Consider the following 20,070-nt stretch of genomic DNA (forward strand, 5'->3'; position numbering starts at 1 on the left):
ATGGCACCAGCCGGGGTGCGAGCGGCACAGGGGGCCGGGGCGGGGCGCGGCGCCGGTACAGCCCGTACGGCGCAGGACTGTGCCGCCGCACAGCGGGCGGGCCCCGACCCGGGAGGGGCGGGGGCTCCGCGCAGCGGCCGCGTCCGCGGCTGGGTGCGCCACCTCCGCCGCGCCCCGCCGCGGACGGCCCCGCTCAGCCCGCCAGCAGCCGCCGTGCCGCGAGCGCCAGGGACACCTCGACCGCGTCCGAGGGCCGCGTCAGGCAGCGCCCCGTCAACTGCTCGAAACGCCGCAGCCGGTTCAGCACGGTGTTGCGGTGGCAGTACAGCTTCGCCCCCGCCCGCTGCGCCGAGCCGTCCGAGTCGAGCCACGCGGTCAGCGTCTCGATGAGCACGTCCCGGTCCGCGGGGTCGAGCCGGTCCAGCGGGCCGAGGACCCGGTCGGCGAGCGCGGCCCCGAGGCCGGGCGAGGACACGACCAGCGCGGCGGGCAGGTGCTCGTCGAGCAGCACCGTCCCTCCGGACGCCGGGCAGGTCTTCAGCGCCGTCTCGGCCAGACGCCGCGCGTCACCGACGAGGGCGAGCCCGTCGACCACGGAACTGACGCCGACGCGGGTTCCCGGAGGCGCTGTCAGGGCGTCCGCGAGCAGGGCGAGTTCACCGTCGGAGGGGGCGGCGGGCTCCGGTGCGGGCGCACCGGCGTCGCCCCCCGGCTCCGCCTCGGCCGTCGCCGGGAGCGTGCCGAGCGGCAGGACCGCGAACTCCACGTCCCCCGCCGCGTGCCAGAGCGCGGGGGTCCCCTCGGCCAGGGCGAGCGGCGGTCGCCCGGCGTCGTGCGGGGCGCGGCGGGCTCCGGCGACCGCGAGTACGGCGTAACGCCCCTGCACCGGGAGTCCCAGCATCGCCGCGGCGTCCGGCAGGTCCGCGATCCGGGCGGTGCCGTCCAGCAGGGCCCCCGTCATCAGGCGCTGCTGGTTCTCGCGGCGCCAGGAGAGCCGCCGTTCGGCCTGCCGGTAGGCCTCGGCGACCACGCCGCAGTGCTCGTCGACGAAGTTCCAGACGTCCGCGGCGACATGGACGAGCAGCCGGGTGTCCTCGGGGTGGCGCCGGGCCGTGCCGTCGACCAGGTCCTGCCAGACCATCGCCCCGCCCATGCGGAAGGCGTGCATGACCGCGTCTAGCGGTACGCCCTGCTCGGCGCGGCTCTCCCCGATCCAGCGGGAGGTCCGGTGGGCGGCCTCCTGGAACTCCCGGGGCTGGATCAGGGAGGCGACGTTGTGCCGCAGCGACTGGTGGACCTCCTGCCAGATCTCGGTCGGTTCCGTCTCCATCGCGGCGCGGTAGGCGGGCTCCTGCTCCCTCAGTGCCTCGACCAGCCGGTCCGTGAGCTCCGGCAGCGACTCCAGCAGCACACGGGCCGCCCGGTGGAGCACCGCCACGGCCTCGCGGTCGGCCAGGGAGCGGACGCGGAGCGGCAACGGTGCTACGGGGGGCGGTCCGTGCAGCGCCCTGATCCGTGTGCGTACGACCTGTGGCATGGCGGCCTCCACCGGGAATCGGCCGGCTGCGGTGGGCCGGCCCGGTGTGTGCCCGGCCCGGCGTTGGGCGGGCGCACACCGATCGATCCTGACGACCGCAGAATGGCATACCGCCCGGTCGGTACCTAGAGGTCTGCGCGGTTCTTCTCATCACGGTCCTGCAACCTCGCCCCGCCGTCGCGGTCCAGCAGCCGCGCGAGCTCGGTCCGGGACCGGACGCCGAGGGCGACGAAGACGTTGCGGAGGTGGTGGTCGACGGTCCGCGGGCTCACCGAGAGCCGCAACGCCACCTCACGGTTGGTGGCACCCTCCGCGACACAGCGGGCGATCCGCTGCTGCTGCGGGGTGAGTCCGGCCAGCGGGCCGGGGCCTCCCAGGTCCGGCACGTCCACGGCCTCCCCGGCGGCCCGCAGCTCCCCGCCCGCGCGCGCCGCCCAGACGCGGGCGGAGCAGCGTTCGAACGCGACCAGCGCGTCACGCAGCGGACCGCGGGCCTCGCGGGTGCGGCGCAGGCGGCGCAGCAGCTGCCCCTGGAGCAGCCGGGTTCGCGCGCGCTCGAAGTCGCCGCCCGCGCGGTCGTGGTGGGCGAGGGCCTCCTCGTACCGGGCCGAGGCCTCCTCGGGCGCCGCCAGCAGGGCGCGGCAGCGGGCCAGCTGGGCGGGGACCTGGGGGTCGGTCGTCCGGGCGGTCCACAGCGTGAACTCCTTCAGGGCGCGGGCCAGTTCACCGGCCCCTTCGTCCGCGCGGCCGGAGTGCACCATCGCCTCGACGTAGCAGGGCACGGCGAGCATGCGGGTGGCGAAGTGTCCCGTCCCCGGCCCCGGCCTGACCAGTGGACCGAGCCGGGCCGCCGCCTCGCCGGGCCGGCCGGCCGCCAGGTCGGCACGGGCGACGGCCCAGGTGGCGAGCATGGCCGCCTGGGCCAGCCCGTGGGGTCCGGCCCCGGCGAGTGCCGCGTCGGCGTGGGCGGCGCAGGCTTCGGCGGGCCCTTCGACCGAGGCGGCGAGCGCGAGCACGGCGTGCAGATGCGTGGCGGAGTTCCGCTGCCCGGTACGGCGGGCCGCGTGCAGCCCCTCCAGTGCGTGGGCGCGGGCCCTGGCGTGCTGCCCGGCGCGCAGTTCCGCGTACGCGAGCTGTTCCAGGGCGTGCGGCAGCAGGGCTTCGGGCCCCCGGGTGCGTACGACGGCGAGGGCGCGGGCGCCTGCCCGGCAGGCCACGTCGACCTCACCGAGCACCAGGGCCGAGGCGCCCGCCCGCAGGAGTTCGCCCGCGTCCTCGGCTCGGCCGGCCGCGTCGAGGCAGCGGCGCAGGAGGGCGTGGCCCCGGTCGGGATGCCCGGAGAGCACGGCACACATCCCGGCGCGGTACTGCGCCGTGGGCCGGTCGGCCGCGGCGACGGGGATGCGGTTCATGGCGTCCAGGTAGGCGACGGCGTCCCCCATGTCCCACGCCGCCTCCGCGGCGCCGAACAGGGCGTCCAGGGTGCGGCGCGGGTCGTGCGGGGCGAGCATCGCCGCCGCGGTCAGGAGCGCCTCGCGGGCGTCGGCGACGGGTCCGTCGCGCAGGGCGAGCATGCCGCGTACGTAGGGCGCGGCACCACCGGCGGGATGGGGGCCGACACGGGCCAGCATGGCGCGGGCCCTGCCGGTGTCGCCCGCCAGCCGGGCCTGTTCGGCGGCGGCGGTGAACCGCGCGGCGCGCAGGGTGTCGTCGGTGGAGAGCGCGGCGGCGCGGGCCAGCGCGGCCGACCGTTCCCCGTGCGGGCGCGGGGCGGTGGCCGCGGCCTCCAGCCGGCCGGCGAGTGCGGCGTCCGGGCCGGGAGCGGCGCAGGCCCGCTGGACGAGCGCGGGCAGCGGGGCCGCGCCGGGCCCCGTGAGCAGTCCGGCGAGCAGTTCGTGCACGGCCCGGCGGCGGCCGGGAGGCGCCCGGTGCAGGACCGCGCGACGCAGCAGCGGGTGGCTGAAGTGCACGCGGCTGCCCGCGCGCTGAAGCGCTCCGGCGGTGCCCGCGGGGGCGAAGAGCACCCGGTCGAGGTGGGCCGCGGCCAGCCCCGCCCTGGCTCCCGCCCGCAGCAGCAGGGCCGCGTCGGCACCGGCCCCGTCCGGCTCGTGCTCCTCCGCGGCCGCGGCCAGCAGGAGCAGGGTGTGGGTGTCGGGGGGCAGTCCGTCCAGGTGCTCGGCGTGGGCGTCCAGGACGCCCTCGGCGCCGGGCAGCGGGTACGGGAGCGCGGTGCGCCCGGCCAGCTGGCCGGGGGTGAGACGGCCGGCGAGCCCTGCCAGCAGCCGTGGGTTGCCGGCCGCCTCACGCAGGAGTTCGCCGCGTACGACGGGGTCGACACCGGCCGCGCCCTCGGTGAGCCGGTCCAGGACCGCGCCGGCCGCGTCGTGGTCGAGCGGCCCCAGGCGCAGGGCGGGCAGGCCGGCGAACGAGGTCTCGTCGGCCGCGCCGATCACGACCGCGACCCGGCTGCCGGCCCCGAGCCGGCGGGCGGCGAAGCCGAGTGCGGCGCGTGAGTCGGGGTCCCAGGCGTGGGCGTCGTCCACACAGACGAGCAGCGGCTGTTCGGCACCCAGGTCCCGCAGCAGCCCGAGCAGTCCGCCCGGGGTGATACCGGAGCGCAGGACCGCGTCGGGCGGGACGGGCAGCGGTCCCGGGGCGGAGCAGAGCAGGGCGTGCAGCCCGCTGTAGGGCAGTCGCTGTTCGGTGGGGGCCGCGGAGGCGTACAGCACGGGGCCGCCGTGCCCCCGGAGGTAGCGGGTGGCGGTCCGCCGCAGCAGGGCGGTACGGCCGAGGCCGGGCGGCGAGGTCAACACGAGCGCTCCGCCGCACCCTCCCCGCAGCCGCCCCAACAGGGTTTCCAGGATGGCCAGTTCACCGCTGCGGCCGTACAGCCGGAGCGGACTGTGCACGGTCGTCGATGGGGTCACGCTCTCACGTTACTTCCGCGTAAACAGCGTCGGAAGGCTCGCGTCCGCTCCCTGTCCCCGGGCGCCCGGGTGCGGTGCGGGCTCCCAACACAACGGCGTACGCGCTGTGCCGGGGCACAGTCCCGGCCCGTTCGGCGGCGGGCGCCCGTAACGTCGGTGCATGACTGATGAATTGCGTACACACGACGGTTTGACCCTGCGCTACCGGTCCTGGTCCCGGAACCCGGACGACGCGCTGCCGCCGGTGGTGCTGCTGCACGGCTTCGCCGCGGACTCCCGGCTCAACTGGGAGGGCCCCGGCCTCGTCGAGGCGCTCGTGGCACGGGGCCGTCGGGTCTACGCCCTGGACGCGCGCGGCCACGGCGACTCGGACCGGCCGCACGACGACGCCCTGTACGGCGAGTCGCTGATGGCCCGTGACGTGCGCCTGCTCATCGACCGGACCGGCGCGGACCAGGTGCACCTGGTGGGCTACTCCATGGGCGCCGTGGTGGCGGTCCTGGCAGCGGCGCAGGACGCGCGGGTCCGCCGACTGGTGGCCGGCGGGATCGGTGCGGGCGCGGTGGAGGTGGGCGGGCTGGACACCCGGGTGATGCCTCCCGAGCTGGTGTCGGCGGCGCTGACGGCCGACGACGCGGCGGGCGCACCCGCGCGGACACGGGCCTTCCGGGTCCTGGCCGACTCGGCGGGCGGCGACCGGCTCGCGCTGGCCGCGCAGATACGTGCCGTGCACCGGGACGCGCTGCCGCTGGACCGGATCGTGGTCCCGACGCTGGTACTCACCGGCGGGAGCGACCCCCTCGCGACCCGGCCCGAGGTCCTCGCCTCGGCGATCGCGGGGGCGGAACTGACCGTGCTGCCGGGAGACCACCTGACGGTCGTGCGCGATCCCGGATTCGCCGAGGCCGTCGTCGCGTTCCTCTCACGGGCGTGAGCGACGGGCCGGTCACCCTCGGGGACCGGGCAGCACGGAGGGCCGGACCGCGGTACGCGCGGTCCGGCCCCGGTCGCCCCGGATCAGTGCGGGCAGTTGCCCCGGTACTCCGCGATCGTCAGGCTGGCCGACGGGATCGGGCAGAGGAACTGCTCGTAGCGGGTGTCGTTGTCGATGAAGCGCTTCAGCCACGAGATGCTGTACTTCGCGATCGTCGTGTTCGAGGTGTTCGGGGTGAAGTGGGTGGCGCCCCGGAGCTCCAGGTACGCCTTGTCCAGCGAGCTCGGCAGCGAGTTGTAGAACGGCTTCGAGTGCGAGGCGACGGAAGCGACCGTGTCACCGTCGGCCCCGACGATCAGCGTGGGGGTCTGCACCTCCGGCCATGTCTTGTCCGTGTTCCAGCCGGTCAGCGGGATCGCGGCCTTCAGCGACGGACGGTCCTTCGCGGCCTCCAGGGTGCCGCCACCGCCCATGGAATGGCCCATCACACCCAGCCGCGAGGCGTCGACCCGCGTGCGGGCCGAGCTCCTCTGGGTGAGGTAGTCCAGCGCGGCCAGCAGCTGGTCACCACGGCTGGCCGGCTGGTCCGCGGTCGTGTTGGTGTCGATGGTGAACACCACGAAACCCTGCGAGGCCAGCCGCGGGCCCAGCCAGGCGATGCTCGACTGGTAGGCGGTGAAGCCGGGCGCGATCACGACCGCGCCGAACGTTCCGTCGGAGGTGGATGTCGGGTAGTAGATCGTGCCGCCACCGAAGCCGCTGACACTCAGCGAGGAGACCGTCGTCTGGGACGTGGCGTACGAGCCGCGGCTCGCCTCGATGCTCGAGTTGCTCGGGGCGGGGCCACGCTCGTACGGGTTGTCGGCGGCCTGCGCGCCCGGCACCAGGGCGGTGACCAGACCGGCCGTGGCGGCCGCCGCCGCCAGGGCGAGTCTGACGGTACGGGAGCGGCTCCCGGACGTCCGGTGGCGGCGGGGGGAGATGTCGCCGGAGGGCAGATGCTGCTGCACGAGGGGGGATCCTCTCGGTTGTGGCGGACCACAACGCGGCAGCCGCAGGCCCCGTCGTCCGGGGGTCTTCGGGAGAGCACCGCGTGGGTGGCGCCGTCATGTGCTGACGGCGCCACTCTGGCGGCACCCGCTCCGTGGCGGCATCGGCGAGATCGCCGGTCTTCGCACCCGGGCCACTTCCCGGCCGGGGTCAGCGAACGGGGTGTCCGGCCTCGCGCAGGGCACCCTTGACCTCGGAGATGCGCAGGTCACCGAAGTGGAAGACGGACGCGGCGAGGACCGCGTCGGCGCCCGCGCCGACGGCCGGCGCGAAATCCTCCAGCCGGCCCGCACCGCCGGAGGCGATGACGGGGACGGTGACGTGCGCCCGCACGGCCTTGATCATCTCGGTGTCGTAGCCGTCCTTCGTGCCGTCGGCGTCCATCGAGTTCAGCAGGATCTCGCCGGCGCCGAGTTCGGCGGCGCGGTGCGCCCACTCCACGGCGTCGATGCCGGTGCCCCTGCGTCCTCCGTGGGTCGTCACCTCGAAGGTGCCCTCGGGGGTGCGCCGGGCGTCGACGGAGAGCACGAGCACCTGGCGTCCGAACCGTTCGGCGATCTCACGGATGAGCTCGGGGCGGGCGATGGCGGCGGTGTTGACCCCGACCTTGTCGGCCCCGGCGCGCAGCAGCTTGTCGACGTCGTCGGGGGTGCGGACACCGCCGCCGACGGTGAGCGGGATGAAGACCTGCTCGGCGGTGCGGCGCACCACGTCGTACGTCGTCTCGCGGTCACCGCTGGAGGCGGTGATGTCGAGGAAGGTCAGCTCGTCGGCGCCCTCGGCGTCGTACAGCTTGGCCATCTCCACGGGGTCGCCGGCGTCGCGCAGGTTCTGGAAGTTGACGCCCTTGACGACGCGGCCCTTGTCGACGTCCAGGCACGGGATGACCCGTACGGCGAGGGTCATCGCTCACCTGCCCGGTAGGCCTCGACCTCGACCTCGACGACCAGGGAGGGGTCGACGAGGCCGGACACGATGATCATGGAGGCGGCGGGGCGGACGTCGTCGAACAGCTCCTTGTGGGCGCGGCCCACCTCGTCGACGTCCCGGGCGTGTGTGATGTACATCCGGGTGCGGACGACGTCCTCACGGCCGAGTCCGACCTGCTTCAGGGCGTCGAAGGCGACCCGGAAGGAGGCGACGGCCTGCTCGTGCGGGCTGCCCGCCACGATCTGGCCGTCGACCACGGAGGTGCAGCCGGAGACCAGGACGAGGCCGGTGGGGAGCTCCACGGCACGGGAGTAGCCGAACTTCTCCTCCCAGGGAGCGCCGGAGGACACGCGGCGTACGGAGTCCGTCATGCGGCGACCGCCTTGAGGGCCTCTTCGAGGGTGAACGCCTTCGCGTACAGGGCCTTGCCGACGATGGCTCCCTCGACGCCTTCCGGGACGAGCAGGGAGATCGCGCGCAGGTCGGCGAGCGAGGAGACACCGCCGGAGGCGACGACGGGCTTGTCGGTGGCGGCGCAGACGTCGCGCAGGAGGGCCAGGTTGGGGCCCTGAAGCGTGCCGTCCTTGGCGATGTCGGTCACGACGTAGCGGGCGCAGCCCTCGGAGTCGAGGCGGGCGAGCGTCTCGTAGAGGTCGCCGCCGTCGCGGGTCCAGCCGCGGCCGCGCAGCGTCGTGCCCCGGACGTCGAGGCCGACGGCGATCTTGTCGCCGTGCTCGGCGATGACCTTGGCGACCCACTCGGGGGTCTCCAGGGCGGCGGTGCCGAGGTTGACCCGGCGGCAGCCGGTGGCGAGGGCGGCGGCGAGCGAGGCGTCGTCGCGGATGCCTCCGGAGAGCTCGACCTTGATGTCCATGGCCCCGGCCACCTCGGCGATCAGCCCGCGGTTGTCGCCGGTGCCGAAGGCGGCGTCCAGGTCCACGAGGTGCAGCCACTCGGCGCCGGAGCTCTGCCAGGCGAGAGCCGCCTCGAGCGGGGAGCCGTACGAGGTCTCGGAGCCGGATTCGCCGTGCACGAGGCGGACGGCCTGTCCGTCGCGTACGTCTACGGCGGGGAGCAGTTCAAGCTTCGGCATTACAGCGTCTCGATCCAGTTGGTCAGCAGCTGGGCGCCGGCATCGCCGGACTTCTCGGGGTGGAACTGGGTGGCCCACAGCGCGCCGTTCTCGACGGCCGCCACGAACCGCTCTCCGTGCGCGGCCCAAGTGACCTTGGGGGCGCGGATCTTGTCGTTGGTCACTTCGAGGGACCAGTCGTGCGCCGCGTAGGAGTGCACGAAGTAGTAACGCGCCTCGGCGTCCAGGCCGGCGAAGAGCTGGGAGCCCTCGGGTGGCTCGACGGTGTTCCAGCCCATGTGCGGCACGACGTCGGCCTGCAGCGGTCCGACGGTGCCGGGCCACTCGTCGAGGCCCTCCGTCTCGACGCCGTGCTCGATGCCGCGCTCGAACAGGATCTGCATCCCGACACAGATGCCCATGACGGGCCGGCCGCCGGATAGCCTGCGGCCGATGATCCATTCGCCGCGCGCCTTCTTCAGGCCCGCCATGCAGGCGGAGAAGGCGCCGACGCCGGGGACGAGCAGCCCGTCGGCGTTCATCGCGGTGTCGAAGTCGCGGGTGATCTCCACGTCCCCGCCGACGTGGGCGAGGGCCCGCTCGGCGGACCGTACGTTGCCGAAGCCGTAGTCGAAGACGACGATCTTCTTCTTGTCACTCACAGTGCCACCTCAGTTCCAGAGTCCCTGGATCCGCATGATGCCCGCCACCAGGCACATCACGGAGCCGATCCCGAGGAGCACGACGACGCCCTTGGGCATGCCCTGCTTCCAGAAGGAGTAGACCCCGCCGGCCAGGAAGAGGCCGACGAGGATCAGAACGGTGTTGAGGCCGGTCACAGGGCGCCCTTCGTGGACGGGAGGATGCCGGCCGCGCGCGGGTCGTGCTCGCTGGCGTACCGCAGGGCGCGGGCCAGTGCCTTGAACTGGCACTCCACGATGTGGTGGGCGTTGCGCCCGTACGGGACGTGCACGTGCAGGGCGATCTGCGCCTGGGCGACGAAGGACTCCAGGATGTGCCGGGTCATCGTGGTGTCGTACTCGCCGATCATCGGCGCCATCTTCTCCGGCTCGGTGTGTACCAGGTAGGGGCGGCCGGAGAGGTCGACGGTGACCTGGGCGAGCGACTCGTCCAGCGGGACGGTGCAGTTGCCGAAGCGGTAGATGCCGACCTTGTCACCGAGCGCCTGCCTGAAGGCCGCGCCGAGCGCGAGGGCGGTGTCCTCGATGGTGTGGTGCGAGTCGATGTGCAGGTCGCCCTCGGTCTTGACCGTGAGGTCGAAGAGCCCGTGACGGCCGAGCTGGTCGAGCATGTGGTCGTAGAAGCCGACCCCGGTCGCGACATCGACCTTGCCGGTGCCGTCGAGGTCGATCTCGACGAGTACGGAGGTCTCCTTGGTGGTCCGCTCCACCCTGCCTACGCGGCTCATGCGTCGTGCTCCTTCTTCAGTTCGCGCACCGCATCGAGGAACGCGTCGTTCTCTGCCGGGGTTCCCGCGGAGACCCGCAGCCACCCCGGTACGCCGTTGTCCCGGACCAGGACGCCCCGGTCGAGGATCTGCCGCCAGGCGGTGTGGCTGTCGGCGAAGCGGCCGAACTGGACGAAGTTGGCGTCCGAGTCGGTGACGGCGAAGCCGAGCTCCCGCAGTTCGTCGACCAGCCGGTCGCGCTCGCTCTTGAGCTGCGCGACGTATCCGAGCAGCGTATCGGTGTGCTCCAGGGCGGCGAGCGCGGTGGCCTGTGTGATGGAGGACAGGTGGTACGGCAGGCGCACCAGCTGGACCGCGTCGACGACCGCCGGGTCCGCCGCGAGGTATCCGAGGCGCAGGCCGGCGGCGCCGAACGCCTTGGACATGGTGCGGGAGAGCACCAGGTGGGGGCGTCCCTCGATGAGCGGGAGCAGCGAGGGGTGGTGGCTGAATTCGCCGTACGCCTCGTCCACGACGACCATCGAGGGCCGGGCGGCCTGGGCGGCGTCGTACAGGGCGACGACGGTGTCGGCGTCCACCGCGGTGCCGGTGGGGTTGTTGGGCGAGGTGATGAAGACGACCTCGGGCCGGTGCTCGGCGATGGCCCGCTTCGCGGCCTCGACGTCGATGGTGAAGTCCGCGTTGCGCGGTCCGGAGATCCAGCCGGTGCCGGTGCCGCGGGAGATGAGGGCGTGCATGGAGTACGAGGGCTCGAACCCGATCGCGGTGCGCCCGGGGCCGCCGAAGGTCTGCAGCAGCTGCTGGAGGACCTCGTTGGAGCCGTTGGCCGCCCACACGTGGGCGGCGGAGACCTCGTGCCCGGCGGTGCGGGTGAGGTAGCGGGCGAGCTCCGTGCGGAGCTCCACGGCGTCGCGGTCGGGGTAGCGGTTGAGGTCGCGGGCCGCTTCGCGGACCCGCTCGGCGATGCGGTCGACGAGCGCGTCGGGCAGCGGGTACGGGTTCTCGTTGGTGTTCAGCCGGACCGGTACGTCCAGCTGCGGCGCGCCGTACGGGGACTGCCCGCGCAGTTCGTCGCGGATCGGGAGCGCGTCCCAGGCGTTGGTGCTGTTCGTCACGCTTGCGGAACCTTCCAGCCGAACCTGGCCTTGAGCGCGGCGCCGTGGGCGGGGAGGTCCTCCGCCTCGGCGAGGGTCACCACGTGGTGGGTGACCTCGGCGAGCGCGTCGCGGGTGTAGTCGACGATGTGGATGCCGCGCAGGAAGGACTGCACGGACAGGCCCGAGGAGTGGCAGGCGCAGCCGCCCGTGGGCAGGACGTGGTTGGAGCCGGCGCAGTAGTCGCCGAGGGAGACGGGCGACCAGGGGCCGACGAAGACGGCGCCGGCGTTGCGGACCCGGTCGGCGACGGCGGCGGCGTTCTCCGTCTGGATCTCCAGGTGCTCGGCGGCGTACGCGTCGACGACCTTGAGGCCGTCCTCGATCGAGGAGACCAGGACGATCGCGGACTGGCGGCCGGCCAGCGCGGGCTCGATCCGGTCGGTGACGTGCTTGGTCGCGGCGACCTGGGGCTTCAGCTCGGCCTCGGTGGCGGCGGCCAGCTCCTCGGAGTCGGTGACGAGCACCGCGGCGGCCATGGGGTCGTGCTCGGCCTGGCTGATCAGGTCGGCGGCGACGTGCACCGGGTCGGCGCTCGCGTCGGCGAGGATCGCGATCTCGGTGGGGCCGGCCTCGGCGTCGATGCCGACGCGGCCCTTGAGGAGGCGCTTGGCCGCGGCGACGTAGATGTTGCCGGGGCCGGTGACGAGGTTGACGGGCAGGCAGTCCTCGGTGCCGTACGCGAACATCGCGACGGCCTGGGCGCCGCCCGCGGCGTACACCTCGTCGACGCCGAGGAGCGCGCAGGCCGCGAGGATCGTGGGGTGCGGCAGGCCGCCGAACTCCTTCTGGGGCGGGGACGCGACGGCGATGCCCTCGACGCCGGCCTCCTGCGCCGGGACGACGTTCATGACGACGGACGACGGGTAGACCGAGCGGCCGCCGGGGACGTACAGCCCGACGCGCTCGACCGGCACCCACTTCTCGGTGACCGTGCCGCCGGGGACGACCTGGGTGGTGTGCGTGGTGCGGCGCTGCTCGCGGTGGACGAGGCGGGCGCGGCGGACGGACTCCTCGAGCGCCGCGCGCACGGCGGGGTCGAGACGCTCGAGCGCCCCGGTGATCGCGTCGGCGGGGACCCGGATCGAGTCGATGCGTACGCCGTCGAATTTCTCTCCCCACTCGATCACTGCCTCGGAGCCACGATGGCGTACGTCCTCGCAGATGGGCCGCACCGTCTCCAGGGCGGCTTCCACGTCGAACTCGGCACGGGGCAGCAGGTCGCGCAGGTCGCCGCCCTCGGGGAGGGCGGTGCCGCGCAGATCGATTCGAGAGATCACACCCCCAATTCTCTCAGACCGTTTCCGGCGTCCGGTCGCCCGTATCACTGGCTGATACATGTCCCGGCTGTCACTGCTGACCGTTAGCTTTCACACGGTCACGCAGAGGGAAGAACGACTGTACGAGGCGCGGGATGATCCGTGCGGGCGGAGGTGGTGCAGTGACGGAATCGCAGGACGGTGAGATTCCCGACGGGCTCAGCGCCGCGGAGCTGGGGATGTGGCAGTCGTTCCGGAACGGGACGACGTACGACCTGCGCTCCCACGACCCGGTGCGTGACGATCCGTTCGCCCCGCACAGCTGGGGTCCGGAGCGGAGCGTCGGCGCCCGGACGGTGGCGCGGCTGCTGCTCAGCGGCCCGGCGGCGCGGCCGGGCCGGGTGGCGGCGCTGAAGCTGAGGGGCGTCCGCATCACGGGGAAGCTGGATCTGGCGGGCGGGCGTGTCTCGCCTTACGTGGAGTTGACGGGATGCCGCTTCGAGCAGGAGGTGGTGGTGCCCGAGTGCCATTTCACGACGCTGCGGATGGTGGGCTGCTCGGTGCCGCGGCTCGACGCGGCCCGGCTGCACACGGAGGGGGACCTGCATCTGCCGCGGTGCCGGATCGACCGCGGCATCCGGCTGACCGACGCCCAGATCGGCACGGACCTGCTGATCAACCAGATCCGTATCGGCCCCGACCGGCGCGGCCGCGCCTTCGTGGGCGACGGGATGTCGGTCGCGCAGGACCTGCAGGCCGAGATGATCGAGACGCGCGGGGAGCTGAGTCTGCGCGGGGCGAAGGTCGGCGGTTCGCTGAGTCTGCGCGGCAGCCGGCTGCGCGCGACGGACGGACGACGGGCACTGAACGCCCCGCAGCTGAGCGTGGAGCGCACGCTGTACATGACGGAGGCGTGGGTGAGCATCGACACGGGGAACCAGGGCACCACCCCGCCGTTCGGCATCGCCCGGGGCGGCGGTCCGGCTCGCGGGACGCGGGCGCAGGTCTTCGAGTGCCGGGGCGCGGTGCGGCTCGACGACGGGCGCTTCGGGGACGCGGTGGACCTGCACAAGGCGCGCTTCGTGCTCGCCGACCGTGAGGAGCTGTCGCTGCGCCGGATCGTCACCCCCGAGCTCCGGTTCAACGCGGAGCGCCCGCAGGAGGGCAGGGTCGTGCTGAACGGCGCGAAGGTCGTCACGCTGATCGACGTGTCGACCAGCTGGCCTGGCCCGGGCGGCCTGGCGATGGGCGGCTTCGTCTACGAGAACCTCGTTCCGTACGGCCATTTCCCGCTGTCCCGGCGCCTGGAGTGGGTGCTGGCCGCGACCCCCGAGTACGTCCCGGAGCCGTACGAGCGCCTCGCGACGGTGCTCCGCAGCTGCGGTGAGGACGCTGACGCCCGCGAGGTGCTGCTGGCCAAGCAGCGGCGCCGGCGCGAGACGCTGCCGCCCGCGGGAAGGATCTGGGGCTACCTGCAGGACTGGACCGTGGCGTACGGCTACCGGCCGGGCCGGGCCCTGGTCTGGATGGCGGTGCTGTGGGCGGCCGGGGCGGTGGCCTTCTCGCGGTACGACCCCGAGTCCATCAAGGGCAACGAGCATCCGCAGTGGAATCCGGCCCTGTACGCACTGGATCTGCTGGTGCCCGTGATCGATCTCGGACAGGACGGGTACTGGCTGCTGGAGGGCGGCTGGCAGTGGACGGCCGCGGTCCTCGTGCTGCTGGGTTGGATACTGGCCACGACGGTGGCGGCGGGCGCGTCGCGACTGCTGCGGCGAGGCTGACGGGAGACGGCGTGCCGTACGGCCGGATCCCTGTCACAGGGCGGTCGAACTTGCGGTCGAGGCCCGGCCGGACGGACGGTCACCGGCGACCGGAAGGTCGGAATCGCGCCAGCCACGCGCGGTTCCTTTGCTTCTTCTTGACCTTTCCCAGGGCAACCCTTCCACTCGCCACAGAAGCTTCACAGAGGCCCTCTGGCGTCGCCCCCACCAGGGCTTTTCAATGGTCTGCACCATGGCATTCCTTCGTGCACTGCTGAGCTCCGCGCGCACGCTCCGGTACGGCCCCGGGCTGTCGGCCGGGCTGCTCGCGGACGACGCGGTGATGCTCGACGCCCCCGACGAGCGGCTCTCCCCCGCACTGGTGGCGGCGGCCCTGGGCGACTACGACCCCGCGGCCAAGCTCCTCGCCACCACCCGGGACGCCGCCGACTGGGAGGCCCGCGACCGCACCCTGGCCCGGCTGGTTGCCTTCGCACGCGGCCGCGACGACTGGCTCACCGGCTGGCTGGCCGCCGCCCCGCGTGACCCGGACGCCCTGCTCGTCAAGGCCGGGCTGTCGATGCGCCGCGCGTGGGAGTCCCCCGCCCACGCCGAGCTGCTGCGCGAGGTGGGCCCGCTGATCACGGCGGCCGCCGAGGCCGACCCCCGCGATCCGGTGCCGTGGCGGCTCGCGCTCGACCACGCCCGTGGCACGCATGCCACGCACACGGCCTTCGAGTCGCTGTGGGAGCAGGCCGTGCGCCGCTGCCCGCACCACTACGGCAGCCATGTCGCCGCGCTGCGGTACCTCTCGGCCGAGTGGCACGGTTCCCACCGCGAGTGCTTCGACTTCGCCGAGCGGGCGGCCGAGGACGCCGCCGGGGACTCCCTGGTGCAGGCACTCCCCGTACGGGCGGCGTTCGCCCTCCTGCTGGACGAGAGGGCCGCCGCGCGGGCCAACTCCGTGCAGGCGGACCGGGTCGACGCAGCCGCCGACCTCGCGATCAGGCTCTCGGCCGGGTTCCCCGCCGGTGACCCCTGGCCCGCGGAGGTCCGCAACCTCCTCGCCTACGTCCTGGTCGCACGGGGCCGCGCGGCCGAGGCGCTGGAGCAGTTCCGGCTTATCGGCCCCTACGCGACCTCGTTCCCGTGGGCGTCCGTGACCGGGGAGGCGCTCGGGGGGTTCCTCGACGCGCGGGCGGATGTACGGCTCCGGGTGGCCTCTTCCACGCCTCTGTGCGGGAGGCCGGAACACGGCGGGCTCCGCGGCCATTAGGCTTGGCCGTTGTGACCACCGCTCGCCTGCCCCTATTCCCGCTGAACGCGGTGCTGTTCCCCGGCCTCGTACTGCCGCTGAACGTCTTCGAGGAGCGTTATCGCGCCATGATGCGCGAGCTGATCGAGATCGACGAGGACGAACCGCGCCGCTTCGTGGTGGTCGCGATCCGCGACGGCCGCGAGACCGCCCCGACCGCCGTCGGGATGCCGGACACGATCGCCGCCGCGGCCCCCGTGGAGCGGGCCCCGGCCGACGGATTCGGGCCCGACCCCATCCAGACCTTCCACCGGGTCGGCTGCGTCGCTGACGCGGCGAAGATCCGTGAGCGCGCCGACGGCAGCTACGAGGTACTGGCCACCGGCACCACACGGGTACGGCTGCTGTCCGTCGACGCGAGCGGCCCGTTCCTGACCGCCGAGGTCGAGGAACTGCCCGAGGATCCGGGTGCCGCCGAGGGTGGGGACTCGCCCACGGACGAGGCCGGAGCGCTCGCGGAGGGTGTTCTGCGTGCCTTCCGCAGCTACCAGAAGCGGCTGGCCGGAGCGAGCGAGCGATCCCTGACGACCGGCGCGGACCTCCCGGACGACCCGTCCGTCGTCTCCTACCTGGTGGCCGCCGCCGCCGTGCTCGACGTCCCCTCGAAGCAGCGGCTGCTCCAGGCCCCGGACACCGCGACCAGGCTGCGCGAGGAGCTGACGCTGCTGCGCAAGGAGACCGCGGTCATCCGGCACCTGCCGTCGCTGCCGGCGACCGACCTGACCCGCGACCCCACCTACCCCAACTGACCCGAGGACCTGCCCGGTGGCGAAGAAGTCCAGGAAGCAGCAGCCCGGCGGCACCCCGGCCACGGTCGCCCTGACCGGGGCCGGTACCTCCTTCACGGTCCACTCGTACGACCACGACCCCTCGGCCCCGTCCTACGGTCAGGAGGCGGCGGAGGCGCTCGGGGTGTCGTCGGACCGGGTGTTCAAGACCCTGGTCGCCGATGTCGACGGTGAGCTGGTCGTCGCCGTCGTCCCCGTCGCCGGGTCACTGGACCTGAAGGCGCTGGCATCCGCGGTGGGCGGCAAGCGGGCCGCCATGGCGGACCCGGCGGCGGCGGAGCGCACCACGGGCTACGTCAGGGGCGGCATCTCCCCCCTGGGCCAGCGCAAGCGGCTGCGTACGGTACTGGACGCGTCGGCCGACTCCCACATCACGATCTGCGTCTCGGCGGGCCGCCGCGGCCTCGAGGTGGAGCTCTCCCCCGCGGACCTGGCCGCCCTGACCGACGCGGCCCTGGCCCCGATCGCCCGGGGCTGACGCGGGACGCGCGGGGCCGACTCGCCGGGGGACGCACGGAATGCGGGTTCGGGCGGGGCCGTTGTCGTACGAGTGAACGACTCTCCTGGTTCCGGCGACCACGCCTCCGTCCGTCGGCGGCTGGAGGCGGAGCGCCTCGACACGGACGCCCGGATCTCTGCCCTGCACCGTGACTTCGATGCGATCGTCGAGGCGAACGCCCTGGTCGCGGTCGACGACGAGCACGACCCGGAGGGAGCGAGCACCGCCTTCGAGCGGGCCCACGTCGCCTCGCTGCTGGATCGGGCGCGGGACCACCTGGACGAGGTGGACAGGGCCCTGGACCGGCTGGAACAAGGCGGGTACGGCCGCTGCGAGAGTTGCGGTGAGCCGATCCCGCCGGAACGTCTGGAGGTACGTCCGGCCGCGACGACCTGCGTGAGGTGCGCCGCCCGCGCACCACGCTGACCCGCGCCCGCGGGGGTGGCCCCCGCAGGCGGCTCACGGTCAGTGCTTGAAGGCGCCCTTCGACTTCTCCTTGGTGGCCCGGCCCTTGCCCCGTGCCTCCAGTGCCGCGCCCTTGGCCGCGGTGGTGTCGTTGCCGACCGCGTGGGCCACCTTGCGTACGGCCTTGCCGACGATCTGCTCGGTCTTGGCCTTGGTCTTCTCTCCGGCGCTCATGGCGGTCCTTTCGTAGGTACTCACCCAGTCCCCTGCCCCTGACTCCGGGGCGGAAACGGCCCGGGGTGAAACGGCCCGGGGCGCGGAGGGGAGTGGCACCAGGTGCCCGGCGTCCGGAAATCGCTACGGCTGTCCCGGCCCGTCCGTCGGCCGGCCGCCCGTCTCCCGCTCCCCGGCGGCACCCGGCTCGGGCCCGAACGCGGTCCCGCCGGCCGGCCCGGCCGGCGGCGCCCCGTACAGGGCGTCCCACTCGGGCTCGGGGTCGCGCGGTCCGAACAGGGCCGTGAGCCCCAGGTGGACGATCATCGCCGCGATGGGCCAGGCGAGGATCGCCGCCCCCACCGCGTGCAGCTCCAGCGGTGCGTCGAAGGTGACCCCCTTGCCGACCTCCTTGGCACGGGCGACCACGTCGGAGGTCGGCCCGAACCAGATGCCGATTCCCCATGCCAGGAGGGAGCCGAGCAGCCCGCCCAGGGCGAGTCCGACGACCAGCGGGATTCCCCCACGCCGGCGGAAGAGGAACACGGCGGCCGCCGAGACGAGGCCGAAGGCGAGTGCCAGCAGCACGAACGTGCCGTCGGCCCCGATGGCCTCCTCGCCCTCGCTGTTCTTGAGGAACACGGCGGTGTCGTCGGAGACGAGCGGTACCCTCGGTGCCAGCCACAGCCAGAGCAGCCCGAGCACGGCACCCGCCACCGTCAGCACCGCGGCGATCACGGCTGCCTGCCTGATCTCTGTACGCCGCTCGTCCACGCCCGGCTGCTCGGCGGGCACGGCATGCGACCCGGACGGCGGGGCCTGCCACGGGTCGTTCGACTGGGGCTGGTGCGGCGGCGTCAACGGTGCGGTCACGGTGCCATCGTGCCAGGCCGCCCCGTGCGCCGCCTCACCGGACCGCCGCACGACGGTACGCCCACGTGGCCACGGCCAGCGAGAGGACACCGACCGCCGCGCACACGGCGAGATCGAGGGCGACGACGGCCCAGTCGGGGTGGGTGTCGAACGACCGGGCCAGCGCCTCGACGCCGTACGTCGACGGGAGCAGATCCCGCGCCCACCCGACGGGGCCCGGCAGTCGCTCGGCCGGCAGGACGCCCAGCAGCAGCGCGGCCGACATGCCCAGCTGCCCGAGCAGCGTCGCCAGCTCCTGGCGCGGCGCCAGCAGCCCGAGCGCGGCACCCAGTCCCGAGAGCGCGGCCCCGGAGAGCGGGATGACCGCGACGAGCACCCACAGATGTGTCATCGGAAGCCCGAACAGCGCGCTGCCCGCCACCGCCGTGACGATCGTGCCGGGCACGGTGAACGAGGCGTACGCCCCGGCCGCCCCCAGCACCACCGCGGCGGGCGGCACCGGCAGCGTCGCGTAGTGGTCGAGCCCGCCGCCGGCCCGGAGCCGGCCGAAGTACTGGGCGAGCAGGTTGAGCGCGACGAACGCGACGACGAGCACGCTGGACCCGGCGACGACGGCACGTGCCTCGGCCCCGCCGTCCACGACCCCGCGCATCAGCACCATGATCCCGACCGACTGGAAGGTCGCGACGAACAGCAGCGGGATTCGCGCGACCCTCGCCCGCGACAGCTGCGCCCGGTAGACGGCGGCCAGCGACGGAAGCAGTCCGGCCCGCGGTGCGAGAGCCGCGGGAGCGGTGCGGGCGGGCCGGCCGGGCCGCACGGCGGAGGTCCGCGCCTCAGGCCCGGTCACCTTCGCGGACTCCGTGGGAACGATGCTCCTCACCTGGCAGTGCTCCCGTCCGACCCCGACACGCATCCCGACACGTTCACCGTCCTGATCACGCCTTCACCAGTCCCTCGGTGGCCCTCGCGGCGTCCCCGCCGAGTGCCAGATAGACGTCCTCCAGGCTGGGCGTGGCCAGCGTGAAGTCGTCGAGCGAGGAGAAAGCCGCCCCGCCGGTCACCGCGGCCACCGCGGCGCGCGCCTCGTCGGGTCCGAGCCGCAGCACCCACTTGCGTCCCGACTCCTGCGCGGACCCGCGCAGCGCCGCGACCTCCGGGACGTCCAGCGGTGCGCGCTCGCGCCACATCAGCTCGACGCGCACCTCGCCGGCCACCCGCTCCTTGAGCCCGGCCGGGGTGTCGCAGGCGATGACCCTGCCGCGTTCCATGACGGCCACCCGGTCCAGGACCGTCTCGGCCTCGATGACGTTGTGGGTCACGAGCAGCACCGTCGCCCCGTGCTCGGCACGCCTGCGGTCGACGGCTGACCAGACGGAGCGCCGGGCGACGGGGTCCATGCCGGTCGTCGGCTCGTCCAGCACCAGGACGGGGCGCTCACCGACCAGCGTGGCGGCGAAGCAGGCGAGCCGCCGCTGCCCGCCGGACAGCTTGTTCAGCGGGCGGTCGGCGAGCGCGGTGAGCCCGAGCTCCTCCAGTACGTCGTCGCGTGCGGACCGCGCCTCCCGTACGGGCATGCCCCGGAGCCGGCCGGTGGTCTCCGCGGCGAGCGACACGGTCAGTTCGTCGAGGGCGGTGGACTCCTGGCCGAGGTAGCCGATGAGCCGCGAGGCCCGCTCGGGATGGCGCACGAGGTCGTGTCCCAGCACCTCGACGCTCCCCGAGTCGGGGCGCATCAGTCCGGTGAGCTGCCGCACGAGCGTGGATTTCCCGGCACCGTTGGGCCCGAGCAGTCCGAAGATCTCGCCGCGCCGGACATCGAGGCAGACCCCGTCGGTGGCGCGCACCTCGGGAGTGGCGGCGCGGCCGCGTCGGCCGCGGACGGCGGGGTAGGTCCTGACCAGATCACGCACCGCGCACAC

At 73.8% G+C, this 20,070-nt stretch carries 21 protein-coding genes; 6 read left to right on the forward strand and 15 right to left on the reverse strand.

Annotated elements, in window-relative coordinates; translation table 11 throughout:
• Nucleotides 1–193: 193 nt before the first annotated feature.
• Both JOC24_RS08865 and JOC24_RS08870 read right to left on the reverse strand, forming a co-directional pair.
• Nucleotides 194–1,537 (reverse strand): PucR family transcriptional regulator, encoded by a 1,344-nt coding sequence (locus tag JOC24_RS08865; RefSeq protein WP_205019578.1) that lies wholly within the window; start codon nt 1,535–1,537, stop codon nt 194–196.
• A gap of 125 nt (nt 1,538–1,662) precedes the next feature.
• Nucleotides 1,663–4,464 (reverse strand): helix-turn-helix transcriptional regulator, encoded by a 2,802-nt coding sequence (locus tag JOC24_RS08870; protein WP_374104484.1) that lies wholly within the window; start codon nt 4,462–4,464, stop codon nt 1,663–1,665.
• A 160-nt stretch (nt 4,465–4,624) separates the two neighbouring features.
• Here JOC24_RS08870 and JOC24_RS08875 point away from each other — a divergent pair, with 160 nt between their 5' ends.
• Nucleotides 4,625–5,398, forward strand: a complete 774-nt coding sequence (locus JOC24_RS08875; protein WP_205019579.1) for an alpha/beta fold hydrolase — start codon at nt 4,625–4,627, stop codon at nt 5,396–5,398.
• A gap of 83 nt (nt 5,399–5,481) precedes the next feature.
• Here the strand turns inward: JOC24_RS08875 and JOC24_RS08880 are convergent, their stop codons facing one another.
• The 9 genes from JOC24_RS08880 to hisD all read right to left on the reverse strand — a co-directional run bounded on the left by JOC24_RS08880 (nt 5,482) and on the right by hisD (nt 12,313).
• Nucleotides 5,482–6,408 (reverse strand): bis(hydroxyethyl) terephthalate hydrolase, encoded by a 927-nt coding sequence (locus JOC24_RS08880; RefSeq protein WP_205019580.1) that lies wholly within the window; start codon nt 6,406–6,408, stop codon nt 5,482–5,484.
• A gap of 190 nt (nt 6,409–6,598) precedes the next feature.
• Nucleotides 6,599–7,354: an imidazole glycerol phosphate synthase subunit HisF gene (gene hisF / locus JOC24_RS08885; RefSeq protein ID WP_205019581.1), complete on the reverse strand. Its 756-nt coding sequence runs from the start codon at nt 7,352–7,354 to the stop codon at nt 6,599–6,601.
• On the reverse strand, nt 7,351–7,749 hold the full coding sequence (locus JOC24_RS08890) for a RidA family protein (protein ID WP_205019582.1): 399 nt from the start codon (nt 7,747–7,749) through the stop codon (nt 7,351–7,353). The genes hisF and JOC24_RS08890 overlap by 4 nt, the downstream gene beginning before the upstream one ends.
• Nucleotides 7,746–8,471, reverse strand: coding sequence for a bifunctional 1-(5-phosphoribosyl)-5-((5-phosphoribosylamino)methylideneamino)imidazole-4-carboxamide isomerase/phosphoribosylanthranilate isomerase PriA (priA, locus tag JOC24_RS08895; protein ID WP_205019583.1), 726 nt, complete (start codon nt 8,469–8,471; stop codon nt 7,746–7,748). The genes JOC24_RS08890 and priA overlap by 4 nt, the downstream gene beginning before the upstream one ends.
• Nucleotides 8,471–9,112, reverse strand: a complete 642-nt coding sequence (hisH, locus tag JOC24_RS08900) for an imidazole glycerol phosphate synthase subunit HisH (protein WP_205019584.1) — start codon at nt 9,110–9,112, stop codon at nt 8,471–8,473. Before hisH ends, priA begins: the two co-directional genes overlap by 1 nt.
• A gap of 9 nt (nt 9,113–9,121) precedes the next feature.
• Nucleotides 9,122–9,289, reverse strand: a complete 168-nt coding sequence (locus tag JOC24_RS08905; RefSeq protein WP_205019585.1) for a hypothetical protein — start codon at nt 9,287–9,289, stop codon at nt 9,122–9,124.
• Entirely contained in the window at nt 9,286–9,879 is a 594-nt protein-coding gene (gene hisB / locus JOC24_RS08910; RefSeq protein WP_205019586.1) for an imidazoleglycerol-phosphate dehydratase HisB, read from the reverse strand. The genes JOC24_RS08905 and hisB overlap by 4 nt, the downstream gene beginning before the upstream one ends.
• Entirely contained in the window at nt 9,876–10,994 is a 1,119-nt protein-coding gene (locus tag JOC24_RS08915; protein WP_205019587.1) for a histidinol-phosphate transaminase, read from the reverse strand. The genes hisB and JOC24_RS08915 overlap by 4 nt, the downstream gene beginning before the upstream one ends.
• Nucleotides 10,991–12,313 (reverse strand): histidinol dehydrogenase, encoded by a 1,323-nt coding sequence (gene hisD / locus JOC24_RS08920; RefSeq protein ID WP_205019588.1) that lies wholly within the window; start codon nt 12,311–12,313, stop codon nt 10,991–10,993. Before hisD ends, JOC24_RS08915 begins: the two co-directional genes overlap by 4 nt.
• A gap of 161 nt (nt 12,314–12,474) precedes the next feature.
• Here hisD and JOC24_RS08925 point away from each other — a divergent pair, with 161 nt between their 5' ends.
• From JOC24_RS08925 to JOC24_RS08945, 5 genes are all read left to right on the forward strand, one after another.
• Complete coding sequence (locus JOC24_RS08925) at nt 12,475–14,076, forward strand: oxidoreductase (RefSeq protein WP_205019589.1); 1,602 nt, start codon at nt 12,475–12,477, stop codon at nt 14,074–14,076.
• Nucleotides 14,077–14,296: 220 nt separating this feature from the next.
• Nucleotides 14,297–15,331, forward strand: coding sequence for a hypothetical protein (locus JOC24_RS08930; RefSeq protein ID WP_205019590.1), 1,035 nt, complete (start codon nt 14,297–14,299; stop codon nt 15,329–15,331).
• Nucleotides 15,332–15,342: 11 nt separating this feature from the next.
• Entirely contained in the window at nt 15,343–16,119 is a 777-nt protein-coding gene (locus JOC24_RS08935) for an LON peptidase substrate-binding domain-containing protein (RefSeq protein ID WP_205019591.1), read from the forward strand.
• Nucleotides 16,120–16,135: 16 nt separating this feature from the next.
• On the forward strand, nt 16,136–16,636 hold the full coding sequence (gene ybaK, locus JOC24_RS08940) for a Cys-tRNA(Pro) deacylase (RefSeq protein ID WP_205019592.1): 501 nt from the start codon (nt 16,136–16,138) through the stop codon (nt 16,634–16,636).
• A gap of 72 nt (nt 16,637–16,708) precedes the next feature.
• On the forward strand, nt 16,709–17,083 hold the full coding sequence (locus tag JOC24_RS08945) for a TraR/DksA family transcriptional regulator (RefSeq protein ID WP_205019593.1): 375 nt from the start codon (nt 16,709–16,711) through the stop codon (nt 17,081–17,083).
• A 39-nt stretch (nt 17,084–17,122) separates the two neighbouring features.
• Here JOC24_RS08945 and JOC24_RS08950 read toward each other — a convergent pair whose 3' ends face one another.
• The 4 genes from JOC24_RS08950 to JOC24_RS08965 form a co-directional block, all read right to left on the reverse strand.
• Nucleotides 17,123–17,296, reverse strand: a complete 174-nt coding sequence (locus JOC24_RS08950; protein ID WP_205019594.1) for a hypothetical protein — start codon at nt 17,294–17,296, stop codon at nt 17,123–17,125.
• Nucleotides 17,297–17,419: 123 nt separating this feature from the next.
• Entirely contained in the window at nt 17,420–18,148 is a 729-nt protein-coding gene (locus JOC24_RS08955; RefSeq protein ID WP_205019595.1) for an ABC transporter permease, read from the reverse strand.
• Nucleotides 18,149–18,182: 34 nt separating this feature from the next.
• Nucleotides 18,183–19,031: an ABC transporter permease gene (locus JOC24_RS08960; RefSeq protein ID WP_374104485.1), complete on the reverse strand. Its 849-nt coding sequence runs from the start codon at nt 19,029–19,031 to the stop codon at nt 18,183–18,185.
• Nucleotides 19,032–19,086: 55 nt separating this feature from the next.
• Nucleotides 19,087–20,070, reverse strand: coding sequence for an ABC transporter ATP-binding protein (locus JOC24_RS08965; protein ID WP_205020008.1), 984 nt, complete (start codon nt 20,068–20,070; stop codon nt 19,087–19,089).

Origin of the sequence: Streptomyces sp. HB132, assembly GCF_016909575.1 — a bacterium.
Taxonomy (GTDB): domain Bacteria; phylum Actinomycetota; class Actinomycetes; order Streptomycetales; family Streptomycetaceae; genus Streptomyces.

Excerpts from the sequence above, each read along its gene's own strand:
- JOC24_RS08865 (WP_205019578.1), bottom strand. The coding sequence starts at position 1,537 with ATGCCACAGGTCGTACGCACACGGATCAGGGCGCTGCACGGACCGCCC.
- JOC24_RS08875 (WP_205019579.1), top strand. The coding sequence starts at position 4,625 with ATGACTGATGAATTGCGTACACACGACGGTTTGACCCTGCGCTACCGG.
- hisF (WP_205019581.1), bottom strand. The coding sequence starts at position 7,354 with ATGACCCTCGCCGTACGGGTCATCCCGTGCCTGGACGTCGACAAGGGC.
- JOC24_RS08890 (WP_205019582.1), bottom strand. The coding sequence starts at position 7,749 with ATGACGGACTCCGTACGCCGCGTGTCCTCCGGCGCTCCCTGGGAGGAG.
- priA (WP_205019583.1), bottom strand. The coding sequence starts at position 8,471 with ATGCCGAAGCTTGAACTGCTCCCCGCCGTAGACGTACGCGACGGACAG.
- hisB (WP_205019586.1), bottom strand. The coding sequence starts at position 9,879 with ATGAGCCGCGTAGGCAGGGTGGAGCGGACCACCAAGGAGACCTCCGTA.
- JOC24_RS08930 (WP_205019590.1), top strand. The coding sequence starts at position 14,297 with ATGGTCTGCACCATGGCATTCCTTCGTGCACTGCTGAGCTCCGCGCGC.
- JOC24_RS08950 (WP_205019594.1), bottom strand. The coding sequence starts at position 17,296 with ATGAGCGCCGGAGAGAAGACCAAGGCCAAGACCGAGCAGATCGTCGGC.